Source organism: Bacteroides sp. PHL 2737 (assembly GCF_004115325.2).
GTDB classification, from domain to species: domain Bacteria; phylum Bacteroidota; class Bacteroidia; order Bacteroidales; family Bacteroidaceae; genus Bacteroides; species Bacteroides hominis.
Window position 1 is genome coordinate 2,311,423 of sequence record NZ_CP040630.1, and the last position, 14,635, is coordinate 2,326,057.

At 43.3% G+C, this 14,635-nt stretch carries 13 protein-coding genes; 10 read left to right on the forward strand and 3 right to left on the reverse strand.

The window, feature by feature from the left end; genetic code table 11:
- Positions 1-73 precede the first annotated feature (73 nt).
- The 10 genes from DBK98_RS09340 to DBK98_RS09385 all read left to right on the forward strand — a co-directional run bounded on the left by DBK98_RS09340 (position 74) and on the right by DBK98_RS09385 (position 10,481).
- Complete coding sequence (locus tag DBK98_RS09340; protein WP_032535673.1) at positions 74-2,212, forward strand: peptidylprolyl isomerase; 2,139 nt, start codon at positions 74-76, stop codon at positions 2,210-2,212.
- A gap of 177 nt (positions 2,213-2,389) precedes the next feature.
- Positions 2,390-3,424, forward strand: coding sequence for a 23S rRNA (adenine(2503)-C(2))-methyltransferase RlmN (gene rlmN / locus DBK98_RS09345; RefSeq protein WP_032535674.1), 1,035 nt, complete (start codon positions 2,390-2,392; stop codon positions 3,422-3,424).
- A gap of 75 nt (positions 3,425-3,499) precedes the next feature.
- Positions 3,500-4,546, forward strand: a complete 1,047-nt coding sequence (locus DBK98_RS09350) for a DUF4837 family protein (protein WP_005775822.1) — start codon at positions 3,500-3,502, stop codon at positions 4,544-4,546.
- Positions 4,547-4,550: 4 nt separating this feature from the next.
- The gene (gene pdxA, locus DBK98_RS09355) at positions 4,551-5,648 is read left to right on the forward strand and encodes a 4-hydroxythreonine-4-phosphate dehydrogenase PdxA (protein WP_032535675.1); all 1,098 of its coding nucleotides are present in this window, start codon (positions 4,551-4,553) and stop codon (positions 5,646-5,648) included.
- Positions 5,649-5,672: 24 nt separating this feature from the next.
- Entirely contained in the window at positions 5,673-6,899 is a 1,227-nt protein-coding gene (locus tag DBK98_RS09360) for a sigma-54-dependent Fis family transcriptional regulator (protein ID WP_005775824.1), read from the forward strand.
- Positions 6,886-7,407, forward strand: coding sequence for an LptE family protein (gene lptE, locus DBK98_RS09365; RefSeq protein ID WP_005775825.1), 522 nt, complete (start codon positions 6,886-6,888; stop codon positions 7,405-7,407). The genes DBK98_RS09360 and lptE overlap by 14 nt, the downstream gene beginning before the upstream one ends.
- A 5-nt stretch (positions 7,408-7,412) precedes the next feature.
- Positions 7,413-8,177 (forward strand): hypothetical protein, encoded by a 765-nt coding sequence (locus tag DBK98_RS09370; RefSeq protein ID WP_005809945.1) that lies wholly within the window; start codon positions 7,413-7,415, stop codon positions 8,175-8,177.
- Positions 8,178-8,181: 4 nt separating this feature from the next.
- The gene (gene secG / locus DBK98_RS09375) at positions 8,182-8,562 is read left to right on the forward strand and encodes a preprotein translocase subunit SecG (RefSeq protein ID WP_005775827.1); all 381 of its coding nucleotides are present in this window, start codon (positions 8,182-8,184) and stop codon (positions 8,560-8,562) included.
- A 170-nt stretch (positions 8,563-8,732) separates the two neighbouring features.
- Complete coding sequence (locus DBK98_RS09380; protein WP_005775829.1) at positions 8,733-10,121, forward strand: MFS transporter; 1,389 nt, start codon at positions 8,733-8,735, stop codon at positions 10,119-10,121.
- Between the two features lie 6 nt (positions 10,122-10,127).
- The gene (locus DBK98_RS09385) at positions 10,128-10,481 is read left to right on the forward strand and encodes a PqqD family protein (RefSeq protein WP_005809943.1); all 354 of its coding nucleotides are present in this window, start codon (positions 10,128-10,130) and stop codon (positions 10,479-10,481) included.
- Between the two features lie 82 nt (positions 10,482-10,563).
- On the opposite strand, the gene DBK98_RS09390 is transcribed toward DBK98_RS09385, so the two are convergent.
- From DBK98_RS09390 to DBK98_RS09400, 3 genes are all read right to left on the reverse strand, one after another.
- Positions 10,564-11,619, reverse strand: coding sequence for a DUF4831 family protein (locus tag DBK98_RS09390; RefSeq protein ID WP_005775831.1), 1,056 nt, complete (start codon positions 11,617-11,619; stop codon positions 10,564-10,566).
- 73 nt (positions 11,620-11,692) lie between these two features.
- Positions 11,693-13,204 (reverse strand): bifunctional ADP-dependent NAD(P)H-hydrate dehydratase/NAD(P)H-hydrate epimerase, encoded by a 1,512-nt coding sequence (locus tag DBK98_RS09395; protein WP_005809940.1) that lies wholly within the window; start codon positions 13,202-13,204, stop codon positions 11,693-11,695.
- A 43-nt stretch (positions 13,205-13,247) separates the two neighbouring features.
- Positions 13,248-14,588: a DUF5690 family protein gene (locus tag DBK98_RS09400; RefSeq protein ID WP_032535677.1), complete on the reverse strand. Its 1,341-nt coding sequence runs from the start codon at positions 14,586-14,588 to the stop codon at positions 13,248-13,250.
- Positions 14,589-14,635: the final 47 nt, after the last annotated feature.

Here is a 14,635-nt window from a genome sequence, read left to right on the forward strand (position 1 = left end):
ATTTTTTGTATCTTCGTGCGCTAAAACCAAAGATGAAGAAAATAATAATAACAAATAAATCGTATTAATCAAAATGGCAACATTACAAAACATTAGATCCAAAGGACCCCTGTTGGTGATCGTTATTGGTTTGGCTTTGTTTGCTTTCATTGCGGGCGATGCCTGGAAAGTTCTCCAGCCACACCAGTCGCATGATGTAGGCGAAGTCAACGGAGAAACTCTTTCTGCTCAGGACTACCAGAATATGGTAGAAGAATATACTGAAGTCATCAAGTTCTCCAGCGGAATGAGTTCATTGAACGATGAACAAACCAATCAGGTGAAAGACGAAGTATGGCGTAGCTACGTGAACAATAAACTGATTGAAAAAGAAGCGAAGAAGCTGGGGATTACAGTTTCAAAGGCTGAAATTCAGTCTATCATCAACGAAGGTGTGAATCCGTTGCTGCAACAGACTCCGTTCCGCAATCCGCAAACGGGTGCTTTCGATAAAGATATGTTGAAGAAATTTTTGTCTGACTATTCTAAAATGGACAAAACTAAGATGCCGTCTCAATATGTAGAATACTATGAAGGCATGCACAAACTTTGGTCATTCGTTGAAAAAACTCTGATTCAGAGCCGTCTGGCTGAAAAATATCAGGCATTGGTGACAAAGGCTCTTTTCTCTAACCCGGTTGAAGCACAAGATGCTTTCGATGCAAGAGTGAACCAATCGGATGTACTGTTGGCTGCTGTGCCTTATTCTTCAATTGTTGATTCTACCATTACAGTGAAAGAGTCAGAGCTGAAAGATCTCTATAATAAGAAGAAAGAACAGTTCAAACAATATGTTGAAACACGCAATATCAAATATATCGATGTACAGGTGACTGCCAGTGCGGAAGATAAAGCCGCTATTCAGCAGGAAGTGACTGATTATACAAATCAGTTGGCTACTGCTAATGGTGATTATACTACTTTCATCCGTTCGACAGGATCTGAATATCCTTACGTTGATTTGTATTACACTAAAAGAGCTTTTCCGTCAGATGTAGTTGCACGGATGGATTCAGCTTCAGTGGGACAGGTATATGGTCCTTATTATAATGCCGGTGATAATACCATTAACTCTTTCAAGGTTTTGTCTAAAGTGGCTGCTGCCGATTCTGTACAGTTCCGTCAGATTCAGGTTTATGCTGAAGATGCTGCTAAAACAAAAGTTTTGGCTGATAGTATTTATATAGCAATTAAAGGTGGGGCCGACTTCACCGCTTTGGCTAAAAAGTATGGACAGACAGGTGAATCCAACTGGATTTCTTCTGCTAACTACGAAAATGCACAGATTGATGGTGACAACCTGAAGTTTATCACCACGATCAACAACCTGGGAGTGAACGAACTCTCTAATGTAGCATTGGGACAGGGTAACATCATTTTGCAGGTTACTGACAAGAAAGCTGTGAAAGATAAATATAAAGTTGCCGTAATCAAACGCGCAGTTGACTTCAGCAAAGAAACTTATAATAAGGCATATAATGACTTCAGTCAGTTTATCGCAGCCAATCCGACGGTAGAAAAGATGGCGGCTAATGCTGAAGAAGCAGGTTATAAATTGCTTGAAAGAAATGATTTGTATAGCTCGGAACACGGAATCGGTGGTATCAGAGGAACCAAAGAAGCTCTGAAATGGACATTTGCTGCAAAACCCGGTGAAGTTTCCGGTTTGTATGAATGTGGTGAGAGCGATCGTATGCTGGTTGTCGGCCTGGTTAACGTGATCGAAGAAGGTTATCGTCCTTTGGCTCAGGTTCAGGATCAGTTAAGAGCAGAAATCATTCGTGATAAGAAGGCTGAAAAAATTATGGCTGACATGAAGGCTGCCAATGCAACTTCTTTCGATCAGTATAAATCAATGGCCAATGCAGTGAGCGATTCTGTGAAACACGTAACATTTGCGGCTCCTGCCTATGTAGCTGCTTTGCGTAGTAGCGAACCGCTGGTAGGTGCTTATGCATCGGTAGCCGATATTAATAAACTGAGCGCTCCTATCAAAGGTAATGGCGGTGTATTTGTATTGCAGGTATATGCCAAAGATAAGTTGAATGAAACATTCGATGCCAAGGCAGAGGAGGTTACTCTGGAAAATATGCATGCCCGTCTGGCTGCCCGTTTCATGAACGATCTTTATCTGAAAGGTGATGTAAAAGACAAGCGTTACCTGTTCTTCTAAAAACAAGACTCGTTTTTTATTAAAAATAGTTTTATAGATAAAAGGTCATTCCTTGTGGAATGGCCTTTTCTTTTTGTTCTCTCTTTCCTTCTTCTTATTAACTTTTGTCCTTTCTCTTTTCAAAAATCAACTTTTATTCCTTACATTTGCATGAATAAATAAATATTTGTAGTAAATATGCCCAAATATCCGCTTTTAGGAATGACTCTTACCGAATTGCAATCTGTTACCAAAGACTTGGGGATGCCGGCTTTTGCGGCCAAACAGATAGCTTCCTGGTTGTACGATAAAAAAGTGACTTCTATTGACGAAATGACTAATTTGTCGTTGAAGCATAGAGAATTGCTGAAAGGCGAGTACGATTTGGGAGTAGTCGCACCCGTGGATGCTATGCGTTCCATAGATGGTACGGTGAAGTATCTTTATCGCGTGGGAGAGAACCATTTTGTTGAAGCGGTATATATTCCTGATGAAGACCGGGCGACACTGTGTGTGTCTTCCCAGGTGGGGTGTAAAATGAACTGCAAATTTTGCATGACGGGCAAGCAAGGATTTACAGCAAGTCTGACTGCCAATCAGATTTTAAATCAGATCGCGGCATTGCCGGAGCGGGACAAGTTGACCAATGTCGTTATGATGGGGATGGGTGAACCGCTTGACAACTTGGATGAAGTTTTAAAAGCATTGCATATCCTGACAGCTTCGTATGGATACGGTTGGAGTCCAAAACGTATAACTTTGTCGTCGGTGGGGTTACGGAAGGGACTACAGCGTTTTATTGAAGAAAGCGAGTGCCATCTGGCCATCAGCCTGCATTCTCCCTTTCCTTCACAGCGTTCAGAGTTGATGCCTGCCGAAAGAGCCTTCTCGATAAAAGAGATGGTCGATCTGTTAAAAAACTATGATTTTAGTAAACAACGCAGACTTTCGTTTGAATACATTGTTTTTAAAGGCGTCAATGATTCGTTGATTTATGCCAAAGAGCTGGTAAAGTTACTTCGTGGGCTTGATTGCCGGATGAATCTGATTCGCTTTCATGCCATTCTCGGAGTGGATCTTGAAGGTGCCGATATGGAGACTATGATGGCATTTCGTGATTATCTGACGTCGCACGGATTGTTTACTACGATTCGCGCTTCAAGGGGAGAAGATATTTTTGCTGCCTGTGGTATGTTATCGACTGCCAAGCAGGAAGAGAGTGACAAGAATTAATATAAATTATCAGCTTCGTAGACTATATGTATACGGTGATTTCGTAGTTTTGTGAAAACATTAAAATTGATGCATATGAAAAAGTACCTGTTTTACCTCAGTATGGCTCTTGTAGCAGTAGTATTGTTTTCTTGTAAAGGCGGCAAGAAAAGTGTGTTTACTCCAACTTCCAGCGGACGTGCTTACGAAATCCTGGTGGTCGTTGATAATCCTGTGTGGGAGCGTCCTGCCGGTAGAGCTTTGTACAATGTGCTTGATACAGATGTACCTGGACTTCCGCAATCGGAACGTTCGTTCAGAATCATGTCTACTTCTGCGAACAATTTCGATGCTATCCTGAAGCTGGTACGTAATATTATTATCGTAGATATACAGGACATCTATAGTCAGCCTAAATTTAAGTATGCCAAGGATGTATATGCATCTCCCCAGATGATTCTGACTATTCAGGCTCCGGACGAAGCCACATTTGAAAAGTTTGTGAATGAAAACAAGCAAGCAATTATCGACTTCTTTACCCGTGCCGAGATGAATCGCCAGATTTCCTTGTTAGAGAAAAACCACAATGATTTCATTTCGAAGAAGGTTAACAGTATGTTCGATAGCGACATCTGGCTTCCGGCTGAGTTGGGCAGTTCAAAGACTGGAGAGGATTTCTTCTGGGCAGGTACGAATACAGCTTCCGCTGATCAGAATTTTGTGATCTACTCTTATCCGTATACCGATAAGGATACGTTTACGAAAGAGTTTTTCATCCATAAACGCGATTCTGTGATGAAAGCTAATATTCCGGGAGCTAAAGAAGGTATGTATATGTCGACAGACTCGACTACAGTCGAGGTTCGTCCAATCGATATTCATGGCGACTATACAATGGAAGCACGTGGGCTTTGGCGTATGAAGGGTGACTTCATGGGTGGTCCGTTTGTTTCGCACACTCGTCTGGACAAGGCTAACCATCGTATTGTCACTGTAGAGGTATTTATTTACTCACCAGATAAATTGAAACGTAACCTGATGCGCATGTTGGAAGCATCTCTGTATACTTTGCAACTTCCTACTGAGAAGAAGCAGGAGCAGATTCCGATGGGCATAGAGCAGGAGGAGAAAACTAACAAATAACAAAATGGAAGATAACAAAATAAAAATTGGTATCACTCAGGGAGACATAAACGGGGTAGGATACGAAGTAATCTTGAAGACTTTTGCCGACCCCGTCATGTTGGAACTTTGTACACCGGTCATTTACGGTTCGCCGAAGGTGGCTGCATATCACCGTAAATCACTCGATCTGCCCACTAACTTCAGTATTGTCAATACTGCTGCAGAAGCTGCACACAATCGGTTGAGTGTAGTCAATTGCACGGATGATGAAGTGAAAGTCGAGTTTTCAAAACCCGATCCGGAGGCCGGTAAAGCAGCTTTAGGGGCACTTGAAAAAGCGATAGAGGAGTTCAGGGAAGGGCTGATTGATGTCATTGTGACAGCTCCTATTAATAAGCATACAATTCAGTCCGAAGGATTCGCTTTCCCCGGACATACTGAATATATTGAAGAGCGTTTGGGAGACGGTTCGAAATCTCTGATGATCTTGATGAAGGAGGATTTCCGTGTGGCTTTGGTGACCGGTCATATTCCGGTTCGGGAGATAGCTTCTTCGATAACCAAAGAGCTGATTCAGGAGAAACTTGTCATTTTCAACCGTTCGTTGAAACAGGATTTTGGAATCGGCGCACCTCGCATTGCAGTGTTGGCACTGAATCCACATGCCGGAGATGACGGGTTGCTCGGTACGGAAGAACAGGAGATCATTTCTCCGGCTATCCAGGAGATGGCCGCTAAAGGAATCTTATGTTATGGTCCTTATCCGGCTGACGGCTTTATGGGATCGGGTAATTTTACCCATTTTGACGGAGTGCTCGCTATGTATCATGATCAGGGACTGGCACCTTTCAAGGCATTGGCCATGGATGAAGGTGTGAATTATACGGCAGGTCTGCCTGTGATACGCACTTCTCCGGCACACGGCACAGCCTATGATATTGCAGGAAAAGGGGTTGCTTGTGAAGATTCATTCCGGCAAGCCATTTATGTAGCGATTGATGTATTCCGTAACCGCCAGCGTGAAAAGGTAGCACATGCCAATCCGTTGCGTAAACAATATTACGAAAAAAGAGACGACAGTGATAAACTGAAGCTCGATACAGTAGATGACGATATTTAATCAGGAAGGGAGTTTAGTGCGAATATGACAAAAGCGGAAATACAACAAGTAAAACTAAGGTTCGGTATTATTGGTAACACTGAAGCCTTGACGCGTGCGATAGATGTTGCCATACAGGTAGCGCCTACCGATTTGTCCGTGCTAATAACCGGAGAGAGTGGTGTCGGCAAGGAAAGCTTTCCTCAGATTATTCATCAGTATAGCCGTCGTAAACATGGCCAGTATATTGCCGTGAACTGTGGTGCTATTCCTGAGGGGACCATTGATTCGGAACTATTTGGGCATGAAAAAGGGGCTTTTACAGGTGCTATTGGTGAGCGGAAAGGATATTTTGGCGAGGCCGACGGCGGGACTATCTTTCTGGATGAAGTCGGGGAGTTGCCTTTGCCTACTCAGGCGCGTTTGCTTCGTGTGCTTGAAAGCGGAGAGTTTATAAAAGTAGGTTCTTCCAAAGTGCAGAAAACAGATGTCCGTATTGTGGCTGCTACCAATGTCAATCTGACACAAGCCATTGCTGAAGGGCGTTTTCGTGAGGATTTGTATTACCGTCTCAATACGGTACCCATCCAGATTCCTCCTTTGCGGGAACGTGGAGAAGACGTGCTGTTGCTGTTCCGCAAATTTGCAAGTGATTTTGCGGAGAAATATCGTATGCCTGCGATACAACTGACCGAAGATGCCAAACAGGTTTTATTGTCATATTCATGGCCGGGTAATGTGCGCCAATTGAAGAATATCACGGAACAGATCTCTATCATTGAGACAAATCGTGAAATCAATGCTTCTATTTTGCGGACCTATCTGCCTGCCCAGAATACACAACGACTGCCGGCTTTGTTCGGTGTAAAGGCCGGGAAGAGTTTTGAAAGTGAACGTGAAATTTTATATCAGGTTCTCTTTGATATGCGGCAGGATGTGACCGAACTGAAAAAGCTTGTGCACGAAATCATGTCCGAACGCGGAGCTGTAGCTTCCAATGTTGGTACGTTTTATGCCCCGGCTCCTGTTGTGACGCCTCCGCCTTCTGTACCTGCCCTGATCCATCCGGTCAAGCCTAATTGTCCCGATGACGATGACATACAGGATACCGAAGAGTATGTTGAAGAGTCTCTTTCGCTGGACGAGGTAGAGAAAGAAATGATACGTAAAGCCCTTGAGAAACATCATGGCAAACGAAAAAGTGCGGCAAAGGACCTCAATATCTCTGAGCGTACCCTTTACCGAAAAATAAAAGAATATGGATTGGAATAAAAAGATAATGCGAATCTCACTACTGGTTGTCACGCTGGTAGTGGGCATCTCGTGTACTGTTTCTTATAAATTTAATGGTGGTAATATCAATTACGATAAGGTAAAGACTATTTCTATAGCCGACTTTCCTATAAAGTCGGACTATGTTTATGCACCGTTAGGTACTAAATTCAATGAAGATCTGAAAGATATCTTCCTTCGCCAGACTCGCCTGAAGCTGGTGAATAATAATGCCGACCTTCAGATTGATGGAGAAATCACCGGATACAACCAGTATAACCAAGCTGTTTCGGCCGATGGATACTCTTCTGAAACGAAGCTGACGATTACGGTAAATGTTCGTTTTGTGAATAATACGAACCATGAGCAGGACTTCGAACAGCAATTCTCGGCTTTCCGTGTCTACGACTCAAGAGAGTTACTGACAGCTGTTCAGGACGGACTGATTGCGGAGATGACCAAAGAGATTACAGATCAAATATTTAATGCAACGGTAGCAAATTGGTAATTGGGATGATTTCTGCTAATTTACAACAATGGATTCAGCATCCTGAAACGCTGAATAAAGATACTTTGTACGAGTTGCGGACACTTGTCACACGCTATCCTTATTTCCAGTCGCTGCGTTTACTCTATCTTAAAAATCTTTATCTGTTACACGATATCTCTTTCGGTGCGGAGCTTCGTAAAGCCATATTATATGTGGCAGATCGCCGGAAGCTGTTTTATCTGATTGAAGGTGAGAGGTATATTTTGAAGCCCCGTAAAAAGAATATGCCTTCCGAAGCAGAAGTGTTGGAGGAAGAGCCCGGTCTGGATCGTACACTCTCCCTGATCGATGCTTTTTTGGCCACTGTGCCTGAAGAGGTTTCCGGGCAGACAAGTCTGGACTATTCAACGGATTATACTACTTATCTGTTACAGGAAGATGAAGAAGATTCCGCTCCGGAACAGTCGGAGATTCCGAAACTTCGTGGGCATGAATTGATTGATGGCTTTATCGAGAGAAGTGAGGGAGAAACATCCATTCGTCTGCAGCCCGCAGCTAACAATGAAACGCTTCCCGTGGAAGAAGAGGGGGAGGCGCATCATGAAGAAGATGAAGATGATAGCTGTTTTACCGAAACATTAGCCAAAATATATGTCAAACAGCACCGATATTCCAAGGCACTTGAAATTATTAAAAAATTAAGTTTGAAATATCCAAAAAAAAATGCTTACTTTGCAGACCAAATCAGATTTTTAGAGAAATTGATTATTAACGCTAAATCAAAATAACAAAATGTACTTATTATTAGTTATCTTAATGGTTATTGCAGCCATACTGATGTGCTTCATTGTGTTGATTCAGAACTCAAAAGGCGGTGGTCTTGCTTCTGGGTTCTCGTCATCTAACCAGATTATGGGTGTACGCAAAACTACAGACTTTCTGGAAAAGGCAACTTGGGGCTTAGCTGCATTTATGGTTGTGATGAGCATTGCTACTGCTTATGTTGTTCCGACTTCTTCTTCTAAAACGCAAGATGTCATCATGGAACAGGCTCAGCAGGAAGAACAGACCAACCCGTATAACCTGCCTGTAGGTACTACTGCACCGAAGACGGATGCTGCTGCTCCGGCTGAAGCACCTGCAACAGAAACTCCGGCAACCCCGGCAAACTAACAACAGATTCTTTTTAAGAAACGATAAGTGAAGCTGCAATTTCAAACCGAAACTTGCAGCTTCACTTGTTTTTAGCCGTAAAATGTATCTTTTTGTTAGGCATACAAGGCGGATTTAGTTACCTTTGTTCGCTATAACACTTTTACTAACTTCTGAGTTTAAATATTACAATGACAGAACAATTGAGAAACAAACTGAGTGACTCCAAAACACTTCGTTGGAGTGTGCTCGCTCTGGTCGCTTTTACTATGCTTTGCGGCTATTTCCTTACCGACGTAATGTCTCCTTTGAAACCCATGCTCGAAAAAGAGCTCCTTTGGGATAGTTTGGATTATGGATTCTTTACCAGCGCTTACGGGTGGTTTAATGTATTCCTGCTGATGTTGATTTTTGGTGGTATCATTCTCGATAAGATGGGAGTTCGTTTCACCGGAATGGGAGCCTGTATACTGATGGTGCTGGGTTGTGGACTGAAATATTATGCTATTTCTACAACTTTCCCCGAAGGCGCTTTGATTATGGGCTTCAAAACTCAGGTCTTTCTGGCTGCTTTAGGATATGCTATCTTTGGTGTAGGTGTAGAGATTGCAGGTATCACGGTTTCCAAGATTATTGTAAAATGGTTTAAGGGCAAAGAGATGGCTTTAGCCATGGGACTTGAGATGGCAACCGCGCGTATCGGTACTACTTTGGCAATGGTACTTACTGTTCCTATTGCCGATTATTTTGGCTATACGGATGAAAGTGGCAGTTTCCATACCAATATTCCGATGCCTATTTTGTTGTGTCTGATTATGCTGTGCATCGGTACTATCGCCTTCTTTATCTATACCTTTTATGATAAGAAACTTGATGCTTCTTTAGATGCTCAGGGAGAAGAACCGGAGGAACCGTTCCGTATGAAGGATGTTATGCTTATTGTTACTAATAAGGGATTCTGGTTGATTGCTTTATTGTGTGTATTGTTCTATTCCGCCGTCTTCCCCTTTATTAAATATGCAACCGACTTGATGGTGCAGAAGTATAACGTAGATCCTAAATTGGCCGGAAATATCCCAGGATTACTACCGATAGGGACCATCTTCCTGACTCCGTTGTTTGGTACTCTTTATGACCGTATCGGTAAGGGAGCTACATTAATGATTATCGGTGCCGTTATGTTGATTGGCGTACATACTTTGTTTGCGCTTCCTATCCTTAATGTATGGTGGTTTGCCACTGTAATTATGATAATTCTGGGTATTGCCTTCTCACTGGTGCCTTCTGCCATGTGGCCTTCTGTTCCGAAAATTATTCCGGAGAAACAACTGGGTACAGCCTATGCCCTGATTTTCTGGGTACAGAACTGGGGATTGATGGGTGTTCCTTTGTTGATCGGATGGGTACTGAATACTTATTGCAAAGGTCCCGTTGTAGATGGTGCACAGACCTATGATTATACTTTGCCTATGTCTATCTTTGCTTGTTTTGGTGTTTTGGCACTGATTGTGGCTTTGATGCTGAAAGCTGAAGATAAGAAGAAGGGATACGGATTGCAGGAAGCGAATATTAAGAAATAACAGAATATGGCAGACGCGAAAGAGAAAATAAATCTTCTGGATGTAATTCCTTTCCGTAGTGAGAATATTACAGCCGAAAAGGGAAGCGATGGTACCGTTACCATTGCTTTCCCCCGGTTTAAATATGAATGGATGCGGCGTTTTTTATTGCCCAAAGGAATGTCTCCGGATATTCATGTCCGGCTGGAAGAACATGGTACTGCCGTATGGGAGTTAATTGACGGGAAGCGGACCGTACGCCAGATTATTGAAGAACTTGCAGAGCATTTCGATCACGAAGAAAATTACGAATCGCGTATTACTGCTTATATCACCCAGTTGCAGAAGGACGGATTTGTGAAATTAGCAGTTACAAACTGACGGTGTTTGAAAAGCACAATTTAAGAAAATAAAAAAAACTCCGACTGACCTGTATAGATCAGCCGGAGTTTTTTTATCAGTTTTATTCTCCTTCTTCCCTATCTACTTTAATCAATCCTCCTGTAGCCGGATTGAAAGTAACTTGTACGGTCGATTTTTTATTGAAAAGAGCCGGAGCCAGATATTCAATTGTTCCGAACTGTGTAACGGGAAGTTCACCGTTAAACCATTCTTTTTTTCCTTCTATGAGCGTCACTTGCGCCTTACCGGGCACGTTATAAGCTATGCCGTCTACTTTCTTTTTGCCATCGTCTTCCGGTACATTGACTGTTTTCAGATTTTTCAGAGTAATGTAAACCGGTTCTCCTGCCAGGTCATTATTGGCAACTATACCCAGTTTCCTGGAAAAGCGGAAGGCCACTTCGTTATCCATCTCTTTTTCCGGATTCAGGCGGATAGTAAATATCCGCTCGTCTTTATTCAGTGTACCTGAGAACATTTCGGTCATGGCAGCTTCCTGTTCTTCCAGGTTGGCAAGCATTATCTTCAGTTGTTCTCCGTCTTTAGGCATGTTGTCTGCCTGTCCGCGTACTAAGGCGTTTTTGCTTTCGCGGATGTTGTAGATTTCTTTGGCGACCAATTCAGCCATTTTAGCTGTAGAACCTGCCATCAGAATCTCTTCTGTCAGAAAATCGCGTGGATTTACTTTTTTTCTCAGCGTAGTGGCTGGTTGTATAGGTGCAGACTTCTTCGGACTTAACGGTACATTGATCGATTTAACAATACCGTCTTCGGTCAACTCTATCAACGGAGCCACTGTTTTATCCTTCAGTTTGACGAAATAGGTATGGTCACTATCGGGGATACCGACAGATTTGGCTTTGACGCTGACCAGTTCCCAATATTCCTGAGGCTCTCCCGACACATCGGTCAGCCGCAGATAACGGTCGGCATATTTGCTGAATTCTCCCGGAGTGTATGTCACTTTATTGGCTTTGACTTCAATGTCGATTGCTGTTTTAGGAAGTGCATAGGTCACCCCGTAATCTTTTCCCCGGGTAACTCCCGCTGTAACTTCTGTCTGGGCATATGCCGAGGCAGAAAGTAACAGTCCTGTCAGTATAATTAGCTTTTTCATTTTCCGGTTTATTTTAACTGGTTTAAAAAACAAAGTTAATGAAGTTATTTGGAAAATCATAAGTTGTTAACCTTTATTCGCTTACCAGACGCCAGGCCATTGGCAGATAATTGACAATATCTCCGGCTGTCATACCGATAACGCCCTGCTTTTTGCGTGCGAAATCGCCGGCCAAACCGTGTACGTAAGTACCTATTTTAGCTGCTTCTTCAGCCGGGTATCCCTGTGTCAGTAAAGCCAGTACGACACCCGTCAACACATCTCCACTTCCGGCTGTCGCCATGCCCGGATTACCTGTGGAGTTGAAATAACATTTGCCCGAAGGGGTGATAATTGCTGAATAAGCTCCTTTTAATATAATATGTACTTTAGCGGTACGAGCCAGTTCACAAGCTTTCATCAGTCGCTCGTACGAATTCTGGCATTTGCCCACCATACGTTCCAGCTCCTTGGGGTGAGGGGTCAGGATGGAGCCTTTGGGGAGCGTGGTCAGTGCATGGCGGTGGTTGGCTAATATATTCAGTGCATCGGCATCCAGCACCAAAGGAGTCTGGCATCCACTGAGTTGCTCGAGCAATGCGGCTTCTGTTTCTTCTGAGCGTCCGATTCCCGGACCGATACCTACCGCCTGATAGTCATCTGTATCTGTGGGAAAAGCAAAGCAGGAATCACTGGCATCGAGTTCGACAATTGCTTCCGGGACGGAAATCTGTAGGATGTCATTGTTACGCATGGGTGCGTGTACAGTCAGCAATCCTACCCCCGAACGCATACAGGCACGGGCCGCCAGCACCGAAGCCCCTGCCATACCATACGATCCGGCAATCAGCAAGGCGTGTCCGAAATTTCCTTTGTGTGAAAAGGGGCTGCGGGGTTTGATCAAAGCATGTATCTCTTCTGCTTCCAATAAGGCATAATTGCTTTCTGTTTCTTCGATGGCTTCATGGCTGAGGTTGATATCCAGCAATTTCCATTCACCAACGAATTCGGCATTCTCTGCGAAGAGAAAAGCCAGTTTGGGCAATTGCAGGCTCAGTGTCAGATGGGCATGGATGATATTGGCTTTTACGTTAAATGTGTTTTCTTCTCCCATCAATCCCGAAGGGATGTCGATAGCAACCACTGTAGCAGGCGATGCATTGATATATTTCACTACAGCCGCGAAACCGCCGCTTAACGGTTTATTGAGTCCCGAACCAAAAAGTCCGTCCACTACCAAATGATCCATTGTCAGGGTAGGAGGTACAAATTGTGTGCTTACTTCACTGAACTTCACATTATCCATCATTTCCACCAACTCTTTGTTGGTCTGACAGTCGGCTGACAGTTCTCCTTTCGGGTTGAACAGATAGGCTTCAACCTTATATTCCTTTTCCGCCAGCATGCGGGCCACGGCAAGGGCATCTCCGCCGTTATTACCCGGTCCCGCAAATACCGTGACAGGAGTTGTGATGTCCCAACGTTCAGTGATGGCTTTTGTCAGTGCCTGCGCTGCCCGTTCCATCAGGTCGATCGATGCAATCGGTTCATGTTCTATGGTGTAAGCATCCAGTTTTTTGATGCTGCTACTTGGAAAAATCTTCATGGTGAACTTTTATTTTAAGTTTTTTGACCCACAAAGATAGCAATTAATATACGAAATCAGGAACTTCTTTTTCTTCTTCTTTTTTTCTGAATGCGCCTGTTTTTCCGTAGTTCTCTCTACGATAACGTTGGTGCAGATAGATAAATGAACATACGAAAGCGACAAAACAAATCACTCCTACATAGCCGGCCATCAGGTTGTAGAAAGTAGTCCAGTTAATGTCAGGTGAAAAGAATTCCTTGACAGCCAATACGATAACCGTACCCGTATAACCGAGAAAATCATTCATGGCAATAAAGAAACCTACATTACCCCGGATTTTAAAGCATGCGATGAATCGGTCGAAGAAAATGGTCTGAAAAGTGAGAAAAGCCAGATAAAGACAGAGGCTCTGAATGAATAACCAGACAATAGCGTTTAATTGCAATTGTTCGTAGCCAAATGAAACCACTGTCATCACTACCATGCTGATGATGATCAATCCCAGTAATATCGATAATGCTTTCAAGTTGCTTCGTACAAAAACCATCAACCCGAAAATGACAAGGATAATGATAGTTACTACGCTGTCTACCTGAGCAAACATCCACGAAGAGTATTGGGATACATCGATAATCTTCACCAGGAAGTCTTCTTTGATATCCCTTAAGATTGTCAATACTACATTGGCAATGAAGAGCAGGGTGAGAAAAGGCATAAAATTCTTGAAGATATCCCAACGCTGTTTGCCGTTCAGTGTTTCCCGTTTCGATTTCATGGCGATATCTTCGGCCGTGGGTTGTGGGAGCCGGTTCAGAGAATAACCCAATAGGGCGAGTATGGGTAAAGCAATACCTCCGATCAGAGCCGGCATCCAGAATTCACTTATGTTTAAAGTGTCCATAACAAACAAGCCGGCGGACTTAGCTGTTCCCGAGCTGATAACCATACTGACACCCAACAGGCTGGCGAGTATGTCCGTCATGCGGCGTCCTTCTATAAAACTAAAAATGATTCCCCACATACATCCCAATGAAAGACCGTTCAGAAACATAGCTCCTATATTATAAGGTGCAGGTAGTAGTCCGAACAGTATCAACGAAGCTTCTGCCAGTACAATGGAGATCAGGATGAATTTCATCCGGTTTTCCCGTTTCAATTCTGAAATGAGTTTGATCCCAATGAACTTGGAAAGTACGTATCCTAATATCTGTGCGATAGTGACCACTACTTTATAATCCATTCCAAATGCCTCAAGTCCATCGAATCCGGCAGCCGTATAAGGTTTTCTTAGTGCATAAACCAGTGAGTAGGAGAGCAATGCAGCACCACCTGCCCAAAGAATGAAAAGGAAATCGGAAAGTTTCTTTTGTGAATTAGTTTTTACTTGTTGTACATTGTCCATAACATCTGCTTGTTGTTTTCTGGCGCAAAAATAGGTCCCTCGTATTA

What these genes read in the sequence shown, in the direction of transcription:
- DBK98_RS09340 (WP_032535673.1), top strand. Translation starts at nt 74, where the DNA reads ATGGCAACATTACAAAACATTAGATCCAAAGGACCCCTGTTGGTGATC.
- rlmN (WP_032535674.1), top strand. Translation starts at nt 2,390, where the DNA reads ATGCCCAAATATCCGCTTTTAGGAATGACTCTTACCGAATTGCAATCT.
- DBK98_RS09350 (WP_005775822.1), top strand. Translation starts at nt 3,500, where the DNA reads ATGAAAAAGTACCTGTTTTACCTCAGTATGGCTCTTGTAGCAGTAGTA.
- pdxA (WP_032535675.1), top strand. Translation starts at nt 4,551, where the DNA reads ATGGAAGATAACAAAATAAAAATTGGTATCACTCAGGGAGACATAAAC.
- DBK98_RS09360 (WP_005775824.1), top strand. Translation starts at nt 5,673, where the DNA reads ATGACAAAAGCGGAAATACAACAAGTAAAACTAAGGTTCGGTATTATT.
- lptE (WP_005775825.1), top strand. Translation starts at nt 6,886, where the DNA reads ATGGATTGGAATAAAAAGATAATGCGAATCTCACTACTGGTTGTCACG.
- DBK98_RS09370 (WP_005809945.1), top strand. Translation starts at nt 7,413, where the DNA reads ATGATTTCTGCTAATTTACAACAATGGATTCAGCATCCTGAAACGCTG.
- secG (WP_005775827.1), top strand. Translation starts at nt 8,182, where the DNA reads ATGTACTTATTATTAGTTATCTTAATGGTTATTGCAGCCATACTGATG.
- DBK98_RS09380 (WP_005775829.1), top strand. Translation starts at nt 8,733, where the DNA reads ATGACAGAACAATTGAGAAACAAACTGAGTGACTCCAAAACACTTCGT.
- DBK98_RS09385 (WP_005809943.1), top strand. Translation starts at nt 10,128, where the DNA reads ATGGCAGACGCGAAAGAGAAAATAAATCTTCTGGATGTAATTCCTTTC.
- DBK98_RS09390 (WP_005775831.1), bottom strand. Translation starts at nt 11,619, where the DNA reads ATGAAAAAGCTAATTATACTGACAGGACTGTTACTTTCTGCCTCGGCA.
- DBK98_RS09395 (WP_005809940.1), bottom strand. Translation starts at nt 13,204, where the DNA reads ATGAAGATTTTTCCAAGTAGCAGCATCAAAAAACTGGATGCTTACACC.
- DBK98_RS09400 (WP_032535677.1), bottom strand. Translation starts at nt 14,588, where the DNA reads ATGGACAATGTACAACAAGTAAAAACTAATTCACAAAAGAAACTTTCC.